The organism is Metabacillus sp. KH_069 (assembly GCF_057838075.1).
Genome location: NZ_CM174460.1, coordinates 2,647,207 through 2,666,768, shown reverse-complemented (window position 1 = coordinate 2,666,768; position 19,562 = coordinate 2,647,207). Strand labels below are relative to the sequence as shown.

22 protein-coding genes, 1 pseudogene and 2 other annotated features are annotated in these 19,562 nt (G+C 40.5%); of the genes and pseudogenes, 16 read left to right on the top strand and 7 right to left on the bottom strand.

Translation table 11 applies throughout. From position 1 onward, the window contains the following. Positions 1-5 precede the first annotated feature (5 nt). The 4 genes from AC3ISE_RS13220 to ypmT all read left to right on the top strand — a co-directional run bounded on the left by AC3ISE_RS13220 (position 6) and on the right by ypmT (position 3,407). A complete protein-coding gene (locus AC3ISE_RS13220; protein ID WP_489221350.1) occupies positions 6-590 on the top strand; it encodes a YpmS family protein in 585 nt (194 codons plus the stop codon). Positions 591-887: 297 nt separating this feature from the next. Continuing rightward, a complete protein-coding gene (locus tag AC3ISE_RS13215) occupies positions 888-2,036 on the top strand; it encodes an FxLYD domain-containing protein (RefSeq protein WP_489221349.1) in 1,149 nt (382 codons plus the stop codon). 44 nt (positions 2,037-2,080) lie between these two features. After that, positions 2,081-3,196 carry a S1C family serine protease gene (locus tag AC3ISE_RS13210; RefSeq protein WP_489221348.1) on the top strand — a complete coding sequence of 372 codons (1,116 nt, stop codon included), beginning with the start codon at positions 2,081-2,083 and terminating at the stop codon, positions 3,194-3,196. Positions 3,197-3,209: 13 nt separating this feature from the next. Further along, on the top strand, positions 3,210-3,407 hold the full coding sequence (ypmT, locus tag AC3ISE_RS13205) for a protein YpmT (protein ID WP_489221347.1): 198 nt from the start codon (positions 3,210-3,212) through the stop codon (positions 3,405-3,407). A gap of 47 nt (positions 3,408-3,454) precedes the next feature. Here ypmT and AC3ISE_RS13200 read toward each other — a convergent pair whose 3' ends face one another. Together AC3ISE_RS13200 and AC3ISE_RS13195 are read right to left on the bottom strand one after the other, a co-directional pair. Then, on the bottom strand, positions 3,455-3,685 hold the full coding sequence (locus AC3ISE_RS13200) for a hypothetical protein (RefSeq protein WP_489221346.1): 231 nt from the start codon (positions 3,683-3,685) through the stop codon (positions 3,455-3,457). 170 nt (positions 3,686-3,855) lie between these two features. Next, the gene (locus tag AC3ISE_RS13195; RefSeq protein WP_489221345.1) at positions 3,856-4,617 is read right to left on the bottom strand and encodes a DUF4397 domain-containing protein; all 762 of its coding nucleotides are present in this window, start codon (positions 4,615-4,617) and stop codon (positions 3,856-3,858) included. Positions 4,618-4,762: 145 nt separating this feature from the next. Here AC3ISE_RS13195 and AC3ISE_RS13190 point away from each other — a divergent pair, with 145 nt between their 5' ends. Continuing rightward, complete coding sequence (locus AC3ISE_RS13190) at positions 4,763-5,563, top strand: alpha/beta fold hydrolase (protein ID WP_489221344.1); 801 nt, start codon at positions 4,763-4,765, stop codon at positions 5,561-5,563. 651 nt (positions 5,564-6,214) lie between these two features. Here the strand turns inward: AC3ISE_RS13190 and AC3ISE_RS13185 are convergent. Next, the gene (locus AC3ISE_RS13185; RefSeq protein ID WP_070877911.1) at positions 6,215-6,466 is read right to left on the bottom strand and encodes a DNA alkylation repair protein; all 252 of its coding nucleotides are present in this window, start codon (positions 6,464-6,466) and stop codon (positions 6,215-6,217) included. A gap of 66 nt (positions 6,467-6,532) precedes the next feature. Further along, the gene (locus AC3ISE_RS13180) at positions 6,533-6,958 is read right to left on the bottom strand and encodes a MarR family winged helix-turn-helix transcriptional regulator (protein ID WP_133310470.1); all 426 of its coding nucleotides are present in this window, start codon (positions 6,956-6,958) and stop codon (positions 6,533-6,535) included. Positions 6,959-7,137: 179 nt separating this feature from the next. Between AC3ISE_RS13180 and msrA the strand changes: the two genes are divergently transcribed. Beyond that, positions 7,138-8,085, top strand: a complete 948-nt coding sequence (gene msrA / locus AC3ISE_RS13175; protein WP_489221343.1) for a peptide-methionine (S)-S-oxide reductase MsrA — start codon at positions 7,138-7,140, stop codon at positions 8,083-8,085. 117 nt (positions 8,086-8,202) lie between these two features. On the opposite strand, the gene AC3ISE_RS13170 is transcribed toward msrA, so the two are convergent. Together AC3ISE_RS13170 and AC3ISE_RS13165 are read right to left on the bottom strand one after the other, a co-directional pair. Next, complete coding sequence (locus AC3ISE_RS13170; protein ID WP_489221342.1) at positions 8,203-8,817, bottom strand: class F sortase; 615 nt, start codon at positions 8,815-8,817, stop codon at positions 8,203-8,205. Then, positions 8,786-9,595, bottom strand: coding sequence for a DUF4397 domain-containing protein (locus tag AC3ISE_RS13165; RefSeq protein ID WP_489221341.1), 810 nt, complete (start codon positions 9,593-9,595; stop codon positions 8,786-8,788). Before AC3ISE_RS13165 ends, AC3ISE_RS13170 begins: the two co-directional genes overlap by 32 nt. Before the next feature lie 191 nt (positions 9,596-9,786). Here AC3ISE_RS13165 and AC3ISE_RS13160 point away from each other — a divergent pair, with 191 nt between their 5' ends. The 4 genes from AC3ISE_RS13160 (at position 9,787) to AC3ISE_RS13145 (ending at position 11,914) form a co-directional block, all read left to right on the top strand. Then, positions 9,787-10,173 carry a VOC family protein gene (locus AC3ISE_RS13160; RefSeq protein WP_489221340.1) on the top strand — a complete coding sequence of 129 codons (387 nt, stop codon included), beginning with the start codon at positions 9,787-9,789 and terminating at the stop codon, positions 10,171-10,173. 1 nt (position 10,174) lies between these two features. Beyond that, entirely contained in the window at positions 10,175-10,948 is a 774-nt protein-coding gene (locus AC3ISE_RS13155) for a GNAT family N-acetyltransferase (protein ID WP_489221339.1), read from the top strand. Positions 10,949-11,056: 108 nt separating this feature from the next. After that, complete coding sequence (locus tag AC3ISE_RS13150) at positions 11,057-11,185, top strand: YjcZ family sporulation protein (protein ID WP_489221338.1); 129 nt, start codon at positions 11,057-11,059, stop codon at positions 11,183-11,185. Between the two features lie 528 nt (positions 11,186-11,713). After that, a complete protein-coding gene (locus tag AC3ISE_RS13145) occupies positions 11,714-11,914 on the top strand; it encodes a cold-shock protein (protein ID WP_070877768.1) in 201 nt (66 codons plus the stop codon). Positions 11,915-12,041: 127 nt separating this feature from the next. Here the strand turns inward: AC3ISE_RS13145 and AC3ISE_RS13140 are convergent, their stop codons facing one another. After that, positions 12,042-12,602, bottom strand: a complete 561-nt coding sequence (locus AC3ISE_RS13140) for a peptidoglycan-binding domain-containing protein (protein ID WP_489221337.1) — start codon at positions 12,600-12,602, stop codon at positions 12,042-12,044. 387 nt (positions 12,603-12,989) lie between these two features. Between AC3ISE_RS13140 and AC3ISE_RS13135 the strand changes: the two genes are divergently transcribed. The 6 genes and pseudogenes from AC3ISE_RS13135 to thrS all read left to right on the top strand — a co-directional run bounded on the left by AC3ISE_RS13135 (position 12,990) and on the right by thrS (position 19,479). Continuing rightward, a complete protein-coding gene (locus AC3ISE_RS13135; protein ID WP_489221336.1) occupies positions 12,990-13,523 on the top strand; it encodes a small multi-drug export protein in 534 nt (177 codons plus the stop codon). Between the two features lie 209 nt (positions 13,524-13,732). Then, on the top strand, positions 13,733-14,530 hold the full coding sequence (locus tag AC3ISE_RS13130) for a toll/interleukin-1 receptor domain-containing protein (RefSeq protein WP_489221335.1): 798 nt from the start codon (positions 13,733-13,735) through the stop codon (positions 14,528-14,530). Between the two features lie 28 nt (positions 14,531-14,558). Further along, positions 14,559-15,245, top strand: coding sequence for a hypothetical protein (locus AC3ISE_RS13125; protein WP_489221334.1), 687 nt, complete (start codon positions 14,559-14,561; stop codon positions 15,243-15,245). A gap of 49 nt (positions 15,246-15,294) precedes the next feature. After that, positions 15,295-16,105, top strand: a pseudogene (locus AC3ISE_RS13120) (alpha/beta fold hydrolase). Positions 16,106-16,184: 79 nt separating this feature from the next. After that, positions 16,185-16,805, top strand: a complete 621-nt coding sequence (locus AC3ISE_RS13115; RefSeq protein ID WP_489221333.1) for a hypothetical protein — start codon at positions 16,185-16,187, stop codon at positions 16,803-16,805. A gap of 287 nt (positions 16,806-17,092) precedes the next feature. Further along, positions 17,093-17,310: a binding site (T-box leader), on the top strand. A 31-nt stretch (positions 17,311-17,341) separates the two neighbouring features. Further along, positions 17,342-17,561 (top strand) — a binding site (T-box leader). A gap of 52 nt (positions 17,562-17,613) precedes the next feature. Then, positions 17,614-19,479, top strand: a complete 1,866-nt coding sequence (thrS, locus tag AC3ISE_RS13110; protein WP_489221332.1) for a threonine--tRNA ligase — start codon at positions 17,614-17,616, stop codon at positions 19,477-19,479. The last annotated feature ends 83 nt before the right edge of the window (positions 19,480-19,562 follow it).

Here is a 19,562-nt window from a genome sequence, read left to right as displayed (position 1 = left end):
ACTGAATGAGAAAATGGAAAATAGCCTTTATTGTTTTACTCAGCTTAAACCTTATCTTTCTGCTCTTTCTTATCGTCTCGCCGTTTTTGCCTGCTGAACGGCCGAAAACGGAGACTGCGGAGCTTACAAGCTCAGATACAATTCCTTTTACTGTGAGTTCTTCTAAAAAAGATCTCAATATGCTGATTAATTATTACTTGGTTAAAGAAGCAAAAGCAAAAGAGCTGAATTATAGGGTAGAGCTTGAAGAAGAAGTGAATTTATACGGAACCGTAAAAGCATTCAATAAAGACGTTGATCTTACTCTTTCCTTTGATCCCAAAGTGAAGGAAGACGGCAATATGCTGCTGAAGGTGAAGCGATTATCTATTGGCCGCCTGCCAATTCCAGTTCCATACGTCATGAGCTATATTAAAAAGACTTATCCATTGCCGGAATATGTGTACATTGATCCGAAGAATGAAAGCATTGATGTTCAAATTACGGAGCTTAAATTTAAAAACAACCTGCGCGCTAAAGCGGAATCATTTGACCTGAAAAATGATGATATTAAATTCAAACTTTATGTTCCGATGGATATTCAAAATTGAGTACGTTTAAAACACCATATTCTTCTGTGAATATGGTGTTTTCTTTTTCCTGAAAATGATTCAAAAGACACCGTACTAAAAATATCCGGCATTAAAAATGAATGATTATGGGAACATCGTTTTCTAAGCAAACCTTTTCACAATGGTGTTCATTTAAAAGGTAGGAAGTAAGTCATATATTCAGTGAACTCAGCAGATTTATTCAGAGTAGAAGGAACAAAATGAAGCATGTATACTAGGAAAAGATTTAGTCGAAATTAGGCGGTTTAGGACCTGCCGGCAAAGGAGGCAGCCCTCATGAAATGTCATTATTGCGGAGAAAAAGAGATAGAAAAATTCTCAAACTACTGTCCGCATTGCGGAAAAAGATTATTTATGGATGACAGAGAACGGAAACACTATCGTTTATCTAAACGCTCATTATACATACTTCCAGCGGCAAGCTTAGCTTTGGTAACAGGTCTATTATTTGCTGCATACGAACTCGAAGCTGCCAAAAATGAAAAAGTAGTCACTCTTCAAAGAAAGACGGAGCAAGCAGCTTTAGCAGGGGAATATAGGAAAGCTCTTCACTATGCTGAACAGGGCATCCAAATAAGAAGTGATTATGATGTTTTGAAACAGGAAAAAGAGCTGATCGTACAGATGCAAGGTTATCAACATGATTTAGAACAAATAAAAAAGCATATTCAAAACAGCAACTATGAGAAAGCCTCTAAAGAGATTGATCTTTTAACGAGAATCATCAGCGGGCATTCATCCCCCCTATACAGCCTGCTGCAGTCTGAACTCATCAAAGCAGATATGCATGTAACAGTTGGAGAAATCAAAGAACAAATAAATGAATTGAATTCAATCGAACAGCTGGCTGAAAAACTCAAAGAAATTACTGTACTTGACGCTGCTGAAGCGGACATTGTGAAAAATCAAATCAAATCCAAAATGGTCATGATCGGGTCATCGAACGCAGAAGAAGATTTATCTCAAAAGCAATTCAACTCAGCCATAGTAACAGTGGATAAAGCATTGCAGTATGATGGGGACAATGAAAAGCTTTTATCACTAAAAGATAAAATCATATCTGAAAAAACGGCATTTGAACAAGCTGAACAAAAAAGAATTGAGAAAGCAGTTACAGCGGCTAAAGAAGAAAAAAAGCTAAAAGAAGAAACAGTAAAGGTACAAGAAACGAAAGTGACAGTCGATGAGTTTGGAGATGCAAAAACCGCCGGGAAAATTAAAAATATCTCTAAATCTGCGATTCACTCTATAACCGTCCAATTCTCCGTTTCAACAAAAGATGGGAAAGAGATTGAAAGAGGCAAAACAAACGTGTATCCGAATGAATTGAAGCCTGGAAATGAAGCAGAATTTGAACACATCACATATGGCGTTAATGAGGAAGTTACATTCACGATTGAAAATATTTCATGGTACCAAAGCTAATTTTTTAAAAACAATATTGTAAGGTATCAAAGAAAGGCAGGATTATGAAAAAAAACTGGCTGATCAGCATTACATTGTCTATTCTAATTATCACAGCAGGAGTTTTAGGCTTCATACGCATTCAGAATTCTGCAGCTGAAGATGTTTTTGCTGAGTCTGAAATACTTCATGAAAATAAGGATAAACAGGAGGAGACTGAACTTGATTTAAAAGAAATCATCAGAGAAGCTCAAAAAAAGGTTGTCATGGTGGAGCTTGAAGATGGAACAGTCGGCTCCGGGTTTCTCTATAATAATAAGGGAGACATCATCACAAACGCTCATGTTGTCGCAGGTGTCAAAGATGTTAAAGTCAGAACCACGGATGCAAAAGGATTTGACGGGAAAGTGATTGGCATCAGCACGGAGACAGATGTTGCATTAGTGAGAGCAGAGGGATTAAAGAATCAGGAGCCTTTGCACATATCGAAGGATCATGATGCAGAGCTGGGGCAGGAAATATTGGCGCTTGGAAGTCCGCTTGGGTTTCAGAATACGGTTACAACAGGGATTATCAGTGGAACAAATCGTGATTTTGACCTGCCTCCCTACAAGTATTCCGGAGTCCATCAAATTTCTGCACCTATTGCACCTGGAAACAGCGGGGGGCCTCTTTTAGATAGGAAAAATGGACAAGTCATCGGAATGAATTCTGCCAGAATGGAAGAAGGAGAGATCGGATTCAGCATACCTATTGAAGATATCCTCCCTCTAGCAGAAAGCTGGTCTCAAAATCCGATGAAATCTCTTCCTGCCAATCTGGGTCTTGACGATTCAGAGAAAATCAGTGAAAATAAAAAGTTAGAAACAGCTGATTATTTAATCAGCTACTACATAGAAAGCCTTGACTTCCAAGACTATGTAACGGCCTATTCATTAATAGGGAGCAGCTGGCAGTCTGAAATGTCATATGAAGCCTTCAGAAATCAGTTTAAAGATCTATTATCCATTAAAATAAAGGATCTCAAAACGGAAAAAAAAGGTGAAAAGATTCTAGTAAATGCAGACATTATCGCTGAGGTAAAACAAAACGGCAAAAAAACTGAGCAGAAATATAGAGCTTCTTATACAGTGGCATATGAAAATGAACAGGCCAAGATTATCGAAGAAAAGAAAAACTGAAGAGGTGATGTGAATGAAAGACGTATTTATGCTGTTTAGTGTGGCAGGTTTGCTGATTTCCATGTACTTTGGCGGAATTGCTTATTTTGCGTATGCAGAGGAAAAAACGGATGAAGTGTTTATGAATGTTTCTTATTGCGCGGTATTTTTGAGTGCAGCTGTTTATTCTCTTCACTTAAAAGATGAAAAGAAAAGACAGAAAAACAGTTGATATATGGCAAAGAGGAGGCGGATGCCTCCTTTTTGTATACCTTTTTATTATTGGCCTTCTTCAGTTTCCTCTTCAGGTGCTTCTTCAGTTTCTTCTGCAGGTGCTTCTTCTGTTGTCGTTTCTTCTTCAGTACCCTCTTCAGTAGTTTCTTCTTCTGTACCTTCTGTTTCTTCCATGTTGTCTTCTTCAGGTGCATCCGTTTCTGTGTCGTTACAAGCAGTCATTAATGAAATTGCCAATAAAGAAGCCCCAACTTTTAATAGCATATCTTTCTTCATTTTTCTTTTTCCTCCCTTGTAACCTATCTGAATGAGATTTTTTAACCTGCATGTCTGCTGGTCAAACTCATCATAATCGATTTTTGGAGGAAAAATGTCATTTTTACGAAAACCGAACATGCTTTTTACATTCGCTTATTAATTTTACAATTTGTTAAAAATTAGCTGTATTATCCAATAGCTGCCAAAGCTTCCAGAGGAGGAGTCCCATTAGCAAATCCAACAGCAAAAATCGTATAGGCCGTATCTGCTTTAAATTGAACTTTTGGAACCGTCAGGACAACATTATCTGTTCCTGCCACACGCACTTCCAAATCCACTTTTCCCGGAGTCACTTTTATGTTTTTGGTCGCTTCGAGGAATGGAACATCTTTAAAGAGGATGTCGCCATTTTTAACAGCAATGTCAACTGAAGGAGCATCAGGAGATAAGTGGACAAATTTCACACTGGCTTCTCCTGCAGGCACGAACGTACGATCAACAAATGGAATCAGTCTTATAGAAGATAGATTTCCTGCAGCTGCAATCGTGTATGTGATGCCTGGAAGAAGCATATACATGTCAGACAGAACAGGGCGGTTTGTTGTCCCGGCAGCATATATATCCACCCGGTATTGACCAGCCGGCAATTGGAGATAGTCGCTGATTTCCTTATATTTCACATTTTGCAGGGTCAGTTTCCCATTAACATAAATATCCACAGCCGGTGCGTCAGGCGATGCATGAATCACTCTGACTCTTGACATACCTGGCTCCATTTGAGTCTGCGGCAAACGTGCCGCCTGGTATTGCATGCTGTAGATCCATTTTTGCATCGCATTTAAATGTTTCTGATAATACGAGACATGCTTTTGAGGATCGCTGTACTTGTAAAATTGCGCAAGCATATCGTACATCATGGCTTTTTCAGCATATTTATTCATCTCATTCATATTAGCGCACTCCCATCTATTCATTCGTCATTAACATATGAATCGGAATGGGTGAATGTCACAAGTTTTTTCATGAAGGATTATGTTTTAGCTGGAAGCAAGTAGGGTAGCTTACACTTGAGGTCTAAATCTGGAGGAATTAATCATGGAGCATTATGATCAAAACGTTGGAGAAGTCACACTTTCTTATTCAGATGATGGAGCCGGACATTGTATTGTTCTGCTGCACGGGTTTTGCGGAAGCCGCGAATACTTTCAAAAAATCATTCCGGAACTGTCGGAAAAATATCGTGTGATTGCTGTAGACTTAAGAGGTCATGGACATTCAAGCACAGCCAGAGGTGATTACAGGATTGAACACATGGCAGATGATCTTGCAAAATTGATTCAAGTTCTCGAAATTGACAAAGTAACCATGATCGGCCACTCACTGGGTGGATATGTAACCCTTGCTTTTGCAAACAGATTCTCAGATATGCTCCATTCCTTCTCGCTTCTGCATTCAACTGCACTTCCTGATGATGAAGGCGGAAAAGCTAATCGCGTAAAGGGCATCAAGCGCATTGAGCAAGAGGGAATAGAAGGATTTATTGAAGATTTAATTCCAAAGCTATTTGCGCCCGGAAATTTAGAGAAATTAAAGGGTGAAGTGGAGTCAGCCAAACAAATCGGCTTTAAAACCTCTGAGTACGGAGCAATTGGAGCATTAGAGGCAATGAAAAACCGGGCTGATCTGCAAGAGGTCCTTATAAAAGAAGACCTGCCCATTCTGCTTATAGCAGGCAGAAATGATCAAATTATCCCTGCGGAAAAAACCTTTTTACATAAGGGAAATCATATTACTGAACGTGTGCTTGAAAACAGCGGACATATGGGGATGCTTGAGCAACCTGGACAATTAACGGAAATCATCTTTGAATTCCTCGGGGAAAACGGCAAGCAATAAACGATTAATGCGGGTGCTAAATTGATGTTAATTTAGCACCCGTTGTTTGTGTTTTTTAATGATTTAAACACCCTTTATGATTCCCAAAAAACCGTGAGAAAGCAAAATAGAGGAATCAAACAGCCTCTATGATTCCCGAAAGCCGGGAGAAAGCAAAATAGAGGAATCAAACAGCCTCTATGATTCCCCAAAATCGGGTAGAAAACAAAATAGAGGAATCAAACAACCCCTATGATCCCCGAAAAGCCGGCCGAAAACAAAATAGAGGAATCAAACAGCCCCTATGATTCCCGAAAAGCCGGGAGAAAACAAAAAAGAGGAATCAAACAGCCCCTGTGATTCCCGAAAAGCCGGCAGAAAGCAAAATAGAGGAATCAAACAGCCTCTATGATTCCCCAAAAGCCGGCAGAAAACAAAATAGAGGAATCAAACAGCCCCTGTGATTCCCCTAATACCGAAAGAAAGGTAAATTGAGGAATCAAACAGCATTTATGATTCTCCAGAATCCAGAAAAAAACAGCTTAAGTACTTACTCAAACTCAATGATTGAAGTTGTCTTTTTTGTTTGCGGGAAAAAAGAAACTAAAAAAACGCCTAGGATCACTAAGCGTTTTACTGGTTAATTATATGAATTTTCTCATTCAAATAAATCTAAGAATTTTGATTCAATTGGGCAAGCTTTACAAACGTGAGTTCATCTTCAATTAGTCCGCACGCTCCGCATTGCACTTTATAATGCGGGCCTTTATAGGCGATATGAAAAGGATCGAGTGCTTCTTGAGAAAATTCCTGAACAACGCTTCCGGTTTGTGGATCAAGCTTGACGGACTTTGGCGTCTGTTCGATTAAATTAAACCTGGTTCGATTCGTCTTGCAGTTTGGACACAGATAAGGTGCAGTCATAGAGAAACCTCCTCTCGTTATAGGGGTATTTTTTCCATAACAAGGGAGGATTATGTATTCGCTTCTTTATTTGGAACGGTCGAGCTTTCCGAAAAGCTGGATCAGCTGATAAAGCTCTTCATCTGTATAGCACTGAAATCGTTTTGAAAAAAATTCCGTTTTCTTACTTTCAAATTCAGTTAAGACAAGATGGCCTTGTTCAGTCAGTTCGATTACGGTGATGCGGCGGTCATTAGGGGACCTTTTTCTTGTAATCAGGTCTTTGGCAATCAATGAATCCGTTACAGTAGTAATATGACTTGCTGAAACATCGAGCTCTTTTGCCAAAACGCTTGAATTGAGCGGTCCGTTATCTTTTAAGCTTTTAAGAACAATAAATTCGTTTCGCGACAAGACATTGCTAAGAACCTGGTTAATTTCATTTCTGAGCTGCCGAACGATATTCCTCATTAAAGATTCCATTTCATACATCATTTGTTCACGATTTTCCACATCTAAACCTCCCGGGCAGACCAATAGAGAACAGAATTGTTCATCTACTTAAATATTCATTAAATGTAATGAAACAATCATAGATTGTCAAGAACAACCGAGGGAGAGAGCAGAATTCTGGGAATTAAAGCTGGAAATGATATAATTGGAACATAGATTCACGCAGAGGAGGAAATAAGATGACTGAGAAAAAAACAGAGATTGCTTCGTTTGCAGGAGGCTGCTTCTGGTGCATGGTCCAGCCGTTTGATGAACTTCCGGGCATCATAAGCGTAACTTCAGGCTACACTGGCGGACATAAAGAAAATCCAACCTATGAAGAAGTATGCAGCGAGACAACCGGCCACTACGAGGCTGTTCAAATTGCATTCAATCCGGATATTTTTCCATACGAGAAGCTGCTTGAGCTTTTCTGGCAGCAGATAGATCCGACAGATGCCGGCGGTCAATTCTACGATCGCGGAGATTCCTACCGCACAGCCATCTTCTTCCATAATGAAAAGCAGCAGCAGCTTGCGGAGGAATCCAAGAAAAAGCTTGAAGAAAGCGGCCGCTTCAAAAAGCCGATCGTGACTGAAATTTTGCCTGCCAAACCGTTTTACGAAGCGGAAGACTATCACCAGCAATATTACCAAAAAAGTCCTGTGAGATATAATCAGTACCGCAAAGGCTCCGGCCGCGATGCTTACATTAAAAATCATTGGGACAAAAACGATCTAAAAGAAAAATTAACGCCCATTCAGTATGAAGTTACTCAAAACAACGGGACGGAACGCCCATTTCAAAATGAGTATTACGACCATGAGCAAGACGGCATTTATGTAGATATCGTTTCCGGAAAACCGCTTTTCAGCTCAACAGACAAATACGATGCAGGCTGCGGATGGCCAAGCTTTACCCAGCCAATTACAGAACATGAAGTAGTAGAGAAAAAAGATTTTTCACATTTCATGATCCGAACAGAAGTTAGAAGCAAATCAGCGGATTCGCATCTTGGACACGTGTTTAATGATGGACCGGGGCCAAACGGTCTCAGATACTGCATTAACTCGGCGGCACTGCAATTTGTGCCAAAAGAAGACCTTGAAAAAGAGGGTTACGGAAAATATTTGGTTCTGTTTCAATAAAAAATGAGGACAGCCATCGGGCTGTCTTCATTTTTGTGCAGGATGTGAATTAGCGAAATTGCACGATCAGCTAAATGATTTAGTCTGCAAAAAAGACAGCCTTAGGAAGGCTGTCTTTTAAGATGTTCCTTTAAGTTTTGCGCTGACTACCAGCCGCTCAAGATGCGTTTTCTTTGTGCGGTCAAACGTCCCCGTACAAGTGATTAAATTCAGCTTTTTCTCCTGACTGAATCCAAAGATAGAAGGCAGTGGAGCATCATCATAAGGGTAGGCTTTTTTTTCCTGTACAACAAATGTTAACTCTTCACCATCTTTGCCGTAAACGATGACTTCTACTCCGGGTTCGATGTCTTTTAAGCGGAAGAAAACAGCGGGTCCGGTTTTGTTGTCAACGTGGCCGGCGATGACTGAGTTTCCATTTTCTCCTGGAAGTGCTCCGTTTTCATACCAGGCTGTCAGTTTGTCATCGGAAGGGAGCTCCATCGTCCCATCATCAGTAAGACCGGCAGATTCGACGTTTGCTTCAATGTCTAAGGATGGGACAGCGATTCTTACAGGAATGATTCCTTTTTCAGAAGACTGTGTATTGTCCGGCTTGCTTACTGTCGCCGATGCTTGTTCAATTCGATTTTCTGTTATAACAGGAATGACTTCCTCATCAGCTGCACATCCGGCCAAAAGCAGGAACAGGACAGCGATATTAATGGCTGCTTGCTTTTTTCTTGTAGCCATAGACCGTCAGAGCACCTAGTCCAAGAATAGATACTGCTGCGATTGGAAGGTAGTTCGTTGTATCAGCAGAGGAAGTGCCGCCCATGCCGGTTTTAGGCATTTCAGAAGGCATCATTGCAGGATCGGCAAGGACAAGCGCTTCTAAAGCAGGCTCGCCGCCAGCAAACCCGACTGCGATAACTGTATAAGCCGTATTAGCTTTCAATTCAGTTCCAGCAAGGTCAAGGACAACATCTTCTGTTCCAGCACCTCTTACCTCTAAGTCATATGATCCAGGGTCAACTTCGATGTAATCCGTTACACCTTTAAATTCTGCTCCAGGGAATAGCACATCTCCGCCTTTAACTGCTGCATCAACTGCTGGAGCATCAGGAGAAAAGTGGGCAACACGCACTTTCGCTTTTCCTTCTGTGACCATATTGTCATCGTTTAATACTTTTAATTCCAGTGAATCAAGCTTGTTAATGGCTGCAGCTGTATAAGCCATGCCTGCTTCTACTGTTAAATCTGCTGAGATGACAGGCTCTCCGTCAGCAACTGTGCCGGCTGCAAAAATTTCGACTTTATGATCGCCTGCAGGAACCATCATGTAATCTGTTGCAGCTTTAAACTCTGCGCCTTCTACAACTGTTTTTCCGTCTACAACAACATCAACTGCCGGGGCATCTGGAGAAGCATGTACAATCCTGACCATTGCATCATTCTCAGCTGCATAAACTCCTGTACCCAAAGCCAAAAGTAAAACCATTGCTGCCATCATTGAAAAGATCTTTTTCATTTTCCCACTCCTCTTTTAAATTGTTGGACATGAGTCCTTGTATTAAATATAAACAAAAGTTGTACAAAGTGTATACAGTTTTGATGCGCCGAATGTGCTGCAGAATTTTTCTCTGAAAAATCATCCTTTTCTGATAGAATCATAGGAATTTGATATAATCTTATAAACGACTTCACGAGGAGAGGATCACTATGGCAATTAAAGGATTTGAACATGTAGGGATACAAGTAGCAGATATTGAAAAATCGATTGAATTTTATCAAACTGTCACTGGGCTTGAGCTGATGGACCGATTTTTACATACAGATGGGGAGATGAAGCTTGCTTTTTTAGGAGTGAATGATTCCATAATTGTTGAATTAATTGAAGGATACAATCCAAATCTTCCTGCAGAAGGAAAAGTGCATCACGTTGCTTTTAAGGTAAGCAATATTGAATCAGAAGAAGAAAGACTGCGCTGCCTTGGAGCCGAATTGATTTATGAGGAAATTACAACTTTGCCAAATGGAGCGAAATATCTCTTCTTTAAAGGTCCAGACGGTGAATGGATTGAGTATTTCGAACCAATGAATGGCTAACATGATGAATTTTTCAAAAGAGCTGGATAGAGCAGAAGAAGAGTATCTGCAATTATTTTGCCGCGTGAAAGATACCGCGCTTTATAAAGCTTTCAGGGATGACGCGCTGAAAGGGATGTACAGCCATCACTTTGCAAAAATGACGACTCCTTATCACCCGATTCTCTTAAGAGAAGTGCTCGCAGCTTCAAAACAAGCTCTAAATCGCAGTTTCATCCATGTTAAGCTGCCTTTTAATGCAAAGGTAGATAAAAAAATGCTGTCCTATTTAACATCGGAAGACTACTTTTGCGATCTGGATTTGTATTATTATCATGATTTAAAACAAGTGGATACGTGCAGCAAAATCATTACAAAGCTTGGCGAGGGGGATGCCCTTCGAGATGCATGCCGTGCCATGGAGCTATACGATGCCAGACATATAAGCGCATCTTTCGCGAAAAATAAAATGAAACGGAAAAAGCCATTTTATCTCTCAAAAGAAATACGGCTTTACGTCTGTTATGAAGATGGAGTGCCGATCGGCAGCGCAGAGCTTTACATCTCGCCTGTCACAAACATTGCGAAAATTGAAGAGGTTGCGATTTTGGATGAATATCAGCGCAAGGGATACGGCTCATCTTTTATGAAATGTCTCCTGAAAGAGGCCAAGCAGCTCGGAGCGGCTTGTGCCTACCTCATTACCGTCAATGAAGCATCATCCAGAGCGTTTTATGAAAAGCTGGGATTTGTAAAAGTTTTAGAGCAGGAGAACATTTTTAAGAATTTGATTTAATGATCTTTTTTTCTTTTTTCAGGAAATGGGCGAATGCACATACGAGACAACCACCTACCTCATAAAGTAAGACTGTAAAGAAAATCAAAAATGAAGAGGTGTTTGTTCATGTACGGTTATGACTGCGGATGTTCTTATCCTTCTTACCCTGTTCACGGCGGGTATGGAAGCAGCTTTGTATTGATTGTTGTCTTGTTTATTTTGTTAATTATTGTTGGTTCAGCTTATATTTGCTAGTTAAAAGCAGAAAGCCTCCTATCTGGGGGCTTTTTTCTTTGTCTAAGGCTGTTTTCGCATAGATTGTTGTTTTTCATGATAAATGTTGTCCGTTCCTTGCAGCGAGAGGAACTTGCTTTACGCGGCATGGGAGCCTCCTCGTCGTTGCCTGTGGGGTCTCCCACTTTGCTCTATTTCCCGCAGGAGTCAAGTTTATCCGCTGCAATCCACTCAAGTTTTTTAACATTTAGTCTAATAGCAACAATATTTACGAAAAGAGCCTTGTCTAAAAAGTCCAGGATTCACTTTGGTATAATAGAAGTGCAAATTTATAAAATGAAGTGAATAAATATAGGAATTAATTCCCCATTTTGTGTTTTAATAGGAAAAATTTGAAATAAAATTGCTATTCACTTGTCGAACTGTTATGATGAAGTAGAATTATTTTTGTTCGCAGTACAAGTTTCAAAAAGCTTACGTCTTGATTGAAATGAACATGAACAAGAATAGTAATACATTGTGTGTTTACACACTAGGAGGCAACATAACATGGAACAAGGTAAAGTAAAATGGTTTAACTCAGAAAAAGGTTTTGGATTCATCGAAGTTGAAGGTGGAGAAGATGTATTCGTTCATTTCTCAGCTATTCAAGGCGAAGGCTACAAAACATTAGAAGAAGGCCAATCAGTTACATTTGAAACTGAGCAAGGTCAACGTGGACTTCAAGCAACTAACGTTCGCAAAGCATAATCCATATAATTGTCCGGGCAGCCCTTATTACAGGGCTGTTTTTTTGTATGTGCGTTTTAGACAATAAGTACCTTTATACAAATAAAAAGGACCTCAACATGTGAAGTCCTTTTTCAAGTTATTCTAACTAGTCATTCAATACCTTCTCAAGCGTGCTTCTTGTTTTCGGTCCGTATATCCCATCATCCGCGAAATCTGGGAAGCGCTGCTGAAATTTAAGGACGGCACCTTCTGTTTTAGGGCCATAAACTCCATCCTCCACAAGCCCTGAGCCAATGTCATTTAAGCCTTGCTGAAGTTTTAAAACGTCACTGCCTCTGCTTCCAAGCTTAAGAATGGTATTCGGCAGGCCGAATGTATTGACTTCGATTGAGAGAACCTCATGTGTTTTAGGTCCGTATATTCCGTCCGCTGTTAATTCTTTTTTAGCTGTCTGATAGTAATAGACGGCTTTCGTAGTTTTCGGGCCAAATACACCATCGACTGTTAACGTTGCTTCAGCTGCTTTATTTAAGGAGCGCTGAATGATTTTAACGTTTTCACCACGTGAGCCTTCTTTTACAATACCTGACTCAGGCAGAGTGAAGATATAAGGGATATGTTCTTGGGCGCTGCTTGCCTGAGGCACTGTCATCATTAATGCGGATGCCGTAAAGACGGCTGCTGAAACCATTTTCCATTTTTTCATGTTTTCTCTCCCCTTTATTTTGTTTTACATGCATGAGACGGAGGGAAGAAGAGAATAGTTTCATATTTTGTTAATATTTTCATTTTATATCTGAAACTTATTCCATATTGAATCGTACTAAGAGAGGTTACTTTTTAAAGGCTCTTTTCGTAAATATTGATGCGATTGGATTAAATGTTTAAAGCCTTAAGTGGATTGCAGCGGAAGGAACTTGACTCCTGCGGGAAATAGAGCAAAATGGGAGACCCCGCAGGCAAAGCCGAGGAGGCTCCCATGCTCCCCGCGGAAAGCAAGTTCCTGGAGCGGAAAGGAACGGACATCATTGATAATGAAAAACACCAATCTAAGCGAAAAGAGCCTATTTAAAAAAGATTAAAGGAGAACTCAATGGAATTATTAATTGCTTATACAGCTGTGTTTATTATGGCAGCTATCCCGCTGTTTGAAGTTTACGGAGTGATTCCAATTGGGATACTTGCAGGCCTTTCGCCACTCGCAGTTTCTATCGTTGCCTTCTTAGGAAATGCGTTTACAGTCATTTTACTTATAGTGCTCGTTGATAAAGTCAAAAGCTGGCTGCAAAGGAGAAAGATGAAAAAACATTCAGGAATGAATGTGATGAATGAAGAAGCTGTGTCTCTTGAAGACGAAGATTCAAAGAAGTCAAAACGGGCAAAAAAAATCTGGAACCGCGCCGGTCTTCCAGGATTGACGATTATAGGCCCGCTTTTGGTAGGCTCTCATTTAGCTGCTTTTTTAAGCATGAGCTTTGGATCAAAACGGATGGTTGTTACTGGATGGATGCTCGCCAGTTTGGTCATCTGGTCTGCTGCTGCAGGTATTGGAACCTGGCTTGGCGCTGACTTTCTTACCGCAGAAGGTCAATACGAAGGTTTTTTAAAAGATTTCCTTGAAAAATAAATTGCAGATCCATGTCTAAAAAACAAACCATCAGTCGGTTTTTGTAGGAATCTATTAAATTAATTAAAACTCTACCTTAGCGTTCTTCTCATAGAAGAACGCTATTTTCATGTGGAATCTCCTATTATCACTCATATCTATCTACTAGCGTGAATATAATTTCGGGAGACTGCACAAAGGATTTTTTAGGAGGGGAGGAGACCCTGCTCTTGATCGATACTATATTTATCAGTCATGCTCACCGTGATGAAGCATACGTGCGGGAATTGGTTAATTTGCTGACGATGATGAAGGTGCCTAATATCGTCTGCAGTTCATACCCTGGCTATCACATTCCAAATGATGAGGACTTATACGAATATCTTCACAAAAAACTAAGCGGCAATTCATGGGTCATTTATGTGCTGTCAGAACATTATTATAGAAGTCCCGCATGCCTGAACGAAATGGGCGCCTGCTGGATTTTGAATAAGAAATACACCGCTATCTTAACGCCCTCTTTTGATTATAAGGAAATGAAGGGAGCCATAAATCCGAATCAGATTTCGTTTAAACTGAATGACCTGGACCGTCTTTATGAATTTCTTGAGAATGCGAGAGAGGTTTTTAAGCTTGAGAAACCTCCGGGAACATTTTTGGTAAAAATATGCGAGCAGGCCGTTCGAAATGTCAATCAGCTTGCTGATGACGAAAAAAGAGACAGGAAGCTGATCACCTGCCATTTAGAGGGAATCAGGATTGATCCTAAAGAAAGTCTTTGCCTCCAAATCAGGCTGCGCTTAAAGAATCCTGAGGATCATGATATACAGCTGGATGTGCTGAAAATAGGGCTGTCAGATGAAAATGGCGCTTCTTTTAACTATACGCTTCAGCCGGCAGATATAAAATTGTACAGCCTGGAAAATAAAATCGTTTTCCTATCAGTAAAAATCGGAGATTCCAAGTATGAACCCTATTTGCATCAAAGTGAAAAAATAGATTTGAAATTCAGCAGGGATGTCTGGTAAGGGTTTCGATTTGATTGGAGGTATTGTGATGAAAGTTGAACTGAGTCCCGAGCAGAAAAAAATAAGAAAGCAAATTGAAGAGAAACTGGATGTCATTGTGCATTTTCTTAATTTAACAAGAGAAGAACGCCAAAAACAATCATACGAGAAAATTGAAAAAGTGTATGCGGAAATGGGGATGGCAGCACATAAATTGCATATGACTCTCGATCCGAAACCGAAGCTCCAGCGTGAAACGGTCCGGCTACGGGGAATGAAGCCTGAGCATCCGGAATTCTATCACCATATTCGACCGGTAGAAGAGCTCTTGAACTATCTGGACGATACGCATGCAAATGATGAGCCTGTGGATCAAACCCTTGGCGAGACTTTTTATCTGGATGTTTTTACTCGGAAATGGGGGCATCTTGACAGGTATACTTTGCTTCGAAACGAAGAAGGATGGCTCATTAAGCACATGTCCCAAAGCGAGCAGGGAGGGCGGGACGCTGAACCAATCTTAAGCTATGTTCTCCGCCATGATCATGTTTCTTATCCCAGAAATTTAAGCTCGATTATGGAAGATATTTGGTACAGGGCAGCTGATGAAGGTTTATCCCGTGATGAAGTGCAGGGCATGCTTAAGGAAGTGTCTGAATGGATTTCCATGACAGAGCAAAATTATCCAAGCCATATTGCCCTGAATAAAAATAAACAAAAAGGCTTTTTCTCTTAGGAAGCAGTCTTTCAAATAGGTAAGAATAGGTTTTTAGGGGGAGTGAAACGTGGGGTATTATTTAAAAGCAGATGAAGATTTCAATTTATTTGTTGAGGACATTGGCCCAAAAGATGGCCGTGTCATCTTTTTCATTCATGGCTGGCCAGTTAATCATAAGATGTTTGAGTATCAGTTCAACCAGCTGCCCCGCCTTGGATTCAGGTGCATCGCCATGGACATTCGCGGCTTCGGTAAATCAGACAGACCGTGGACCGGCTATTCCTATGATAGACTCGCAGATGATGTTCGGAGTGTGATCGATTCCCTTCAGCTTAAAGAAATTACACTTGCCGGATTTTCAATGGGCGGAGCAATTGCGATCCGCTATATGGCCCGTCATGCAGGACACCAAGTAACGAAACTTGCCCTTTTTGCAAGCTGCAGCGCCTTCGTTCACAAAGCGCCCTGATTATCCGTACGGCATGTCCAAATCAGAGGTAAATAAATTGATAGACCAAACCTATACGGACCGTCCGGAAATGCTATCGGGCTTTGGTCAGATTTTCTTCTCAAAATATATTACTGATAGCTTTAAAAATTGGTTCCAGGATCTTGGACTGGAAGGTTCGGGCCATGGTACAGCTTTGACTGCTGTATCTCTCCGGGATGAAGATCTCCGCTCTGATTTAGGAAAGATTTCTGTGCCAACTGCTATTTTCCACGGAATGAAAGACCAGGTATGTCCGTTTATTTTTGCGAAGCTAATGAATGAGGGAATAAAAGATTCAGAGATAGTTCCCTTTAAATACAGCGGACACGGCCTGTTTTATGATGAACTGGAGAAATTCAACCGGGAACTGGCAAGGTTTTTGGAATAGGCTCTGAATTTTCACATTGATTCATGCCTCTTTTGTGAGTATCATAAGGATAGCGTACATAAAGAGGGGGCACCATTTTTTGAAACAGCACGTTCTTTTTTACTCATTTGTTTTTCTGTTATGCTTTCTGCTCGGATTTATTCAAGCTCCGTTCTATTTGATTGCATTGCTGCTGATCCTTTCCATGAGCTGGTATATGTATATCCAAATCAGTCCGATTCTTTTTTCAAAGGATGTTCATAAATCTGAAACATTCATCCTGAAGCATCAGAAAAACCCGATGTATCAGTTCTATTATGCCATTGCCAATAACTTGGACGATGAAGCGGAAGCAGCACTGGCTAAATTTAATGCCAAATACAAAAACTCTCACCGGCAGGCACTGATGAATACAACCTATGCACTCTATCAAAACGATGTAGCTGAAGCAAAAAAACATGTCGTTTCTATTAAACCTCCTGTTTACCGAACTTATTATGAAGCCTTAATCGCAGCACACTCCAGACAATATGATGCAGCGAAAAGACTTGCAGAACAGCTCCCAAAAGGCTGGATGAAAGAAAGTGTGCTTGCTGAAATTTCTCAAAAACAAGGTAACAGAGCATCTGCTAAACAACATGCAGAAAGTGCCTATGAGCAGACAAGGGGCTTGCAGAGATACTTAATCTACAAAAATAACGAAACTTATTTTGCATATTAGGGCATCAATCATAGGATTGGTGTTTTTTTGTACGATAAAAATACGAATCGCTATGAATTTATCAAGCGAAATTTGAATTACTTTCCAATTCGGGTGAAATACTTGCCGGAATGCGTCTTTTAGTAGCCAGAGATGGTAAAATACTTTCCTAATTTAAAGAACACTATCTTTTTTCCATTTATCTCCCAGGTGATGCTTATGAATGGAACAAAAAAGATTTTTCTGAATAAATTGAAAGGAATAGTTGAAATAAACTGGAATGTATTGTAAACTCAGAAATAATTATTTGAAAAGTGATGAAAAGGACATGAGTCATTTTAAACGGTTTACAGAGAGGGAAGGATTGCTGGGAGCTTCCTAACGCAGAAAATGAACTTACCGCCTTGATACTGCACGGAGGAAATGCCGTGCCGCAGACGCTGCGTTAAAGCGCTGGAGCCATTTCTTTTTTTAAAAAAGGATGGAAAGCTGGGTGGAACCACGGGCAAACGCGCTCGTCCCTATTTTAGGGATGAGCGCGTTTTTTTAATTTCATAAAAAAAGTACAGATAAGGATACGAGTCATTTTGCCGGTTTACAGAGAGGGAAGGAAAGCTGAGAACTTCCTAATACAGGAGAATGAACTTACCGCCTTGGAACTGCACGGAGGAAATGCCGTGCCGCAGACGCTGCGTTAAAGCACTGGAGCCATTCTTTTTTTAAAAAATGAGAATGGAAAGCTGGGTGGAACCACGGGTGAACGCGCTCGTCCCTATTTTAGGGATGAGTGCGTTTTTTTATATTCTATCGAAATGAGGAGTGTTTTAAGATGAAGAACAAATTTTTATTGAAGGATTTGGCCAGCCGCAATCAAGAAAGGAAAAAAGTGATAGGAGGCAAGGTGAATGGGAAGCTCGTAAGTTTGAATGACATAGTGGATGAGATCGAAGAAGTACAGCTTATTACAATTGATTCTGATGAACGACAGGATTTCTTGAATCATACTTGCGCACAAGTTCTTGCACATGCTGTTAAGAGATTGTACAAAGGAGCGATTTTGGGAAATTGCTCCTATCAAAACAGCGGGTTTTACTATGAATTTCAACTGTCTCACAGCATTCGTGCCGAGGAACTCCCCATGATTGAACAGGAAATGCAGAACATACTTGGTGAAAAGCTGGAAATCGAACGTCTGGAATTGTCATATGAAAAAGCCGCTGCACTTTTATCTGAAAAAGGAGAAGAACTGAAACTTGAGCTTCTGGATGAACAAAGGGAAAACAACCCGATTTCCTTTTATAAGCATGGAGATTTTATCGATTTATACAGCGGGCCGCAGCTGCCTTTTGCAGAATTCATTAAAGCCTTTAAGTTATCTGCTGTTTCCGGCTCCTACTGGAAGGGAGATAAGAATAATCAAGTCATGCAGAGGGTTTCAGGGATTGCCTTTGCCAGTAAAAAAGAATTAGCTCTTCATATAAAAAAGATGGAAGAACTAAAAAAGCGGGATCACCGCAAGATTGGAAAAGAAATGGAGCTGTTCATGTTTTTAGAGGAAGCGCCCGGCATGCCTTTCTTTTTGCCAAACGGACAGCTGATGAGAAATGAGCTGCAGAATTTTCTCCGTGAGATTCAAGTGGAAGGGGGCTATCGTGAAGTGCAGACTCCATTGATGATGAATGAAAAGCTGTGGAGACAGTCAGGACACTGGGATCACTATCATGAAAATATGTATTTTTCTGATGTGGATGAAGCGAAGTTTGCATTAAAGCCTATGAATTGTCCGGGACACATGATGATTTATAAAAATCAGCTATATTCGTACAGGGACCTTCCAATCAGACTCGCAGAATTTGGCCAGGTTCACCGGCATGAATACAGCGGTGCTCTAAATGGGCTTTTAAGAGTCCGCACTTTCTGTCAGGACGATGCGCACTTGTTTGTCAGACCAGATCAGATTGAAGATGAGATGAAAAGCGTGCTTCTTCAGATTGACAAAGTTTATCGTACTTTCGGCTTTGATTATTCTGTTGAACTATCTACAAGACCACTAAACTCAATGGGTTCAAACCTCCTTTGGGAAAAGGCGGAAAAATCACTGAAACAAGTGCTTGAAGATCTTCATGTTGAATATCAAGTCAATGAAGGTGACGGAGCGTTTTACGGTCCGAAAATAGATTTTCACATTAAGGATGCCATGAAAAGAAGCCATCAGTGTGCAACAGTTCAGCTCGATTTTCAAATGCCTGAGAAATTCGATCTAAGCTATATGGATGAAAAGAATGAGAAGCAAAGACCCGTTGTCATTCACAGGGCCATATCGGGGTCGCTTGACAGGTTTCTCGGAATTTTGATCGAGCATTTTGCCGGAAACTTTCCTATATGGCTAGCGCCCATTCAAGCAGTGATTGTCCCGGTGGCAGAAGTTCATCTTCATTATGCCGAAAAGCTGAGAAATCAACTTGAGAAATGCGGGATACGAGTGAATTTAGACAGAAGCAGCGAGAAACTGAATTATAAAATCCGCATGGCACAAAAAAGCAGGGTTCCCTACATGCTTGTCATTGGAGATCAAGAAATAGAAAAAAACGAAGTGAATGTTAGAGTGCATGGCGGGAAGAGTTCAGAAGCTATGGCAATTGAACAGTTTAAGAGCATGCTTTCAGAAAAAATAGCTAAGCGGGAGCTCGGGTAAAGAGTTCTATATCAGATAAACGGAAGAAGAACTATAAAATCAATCGATATTCAGACTATTCTCTCATCTTCGCCTTATCTAGT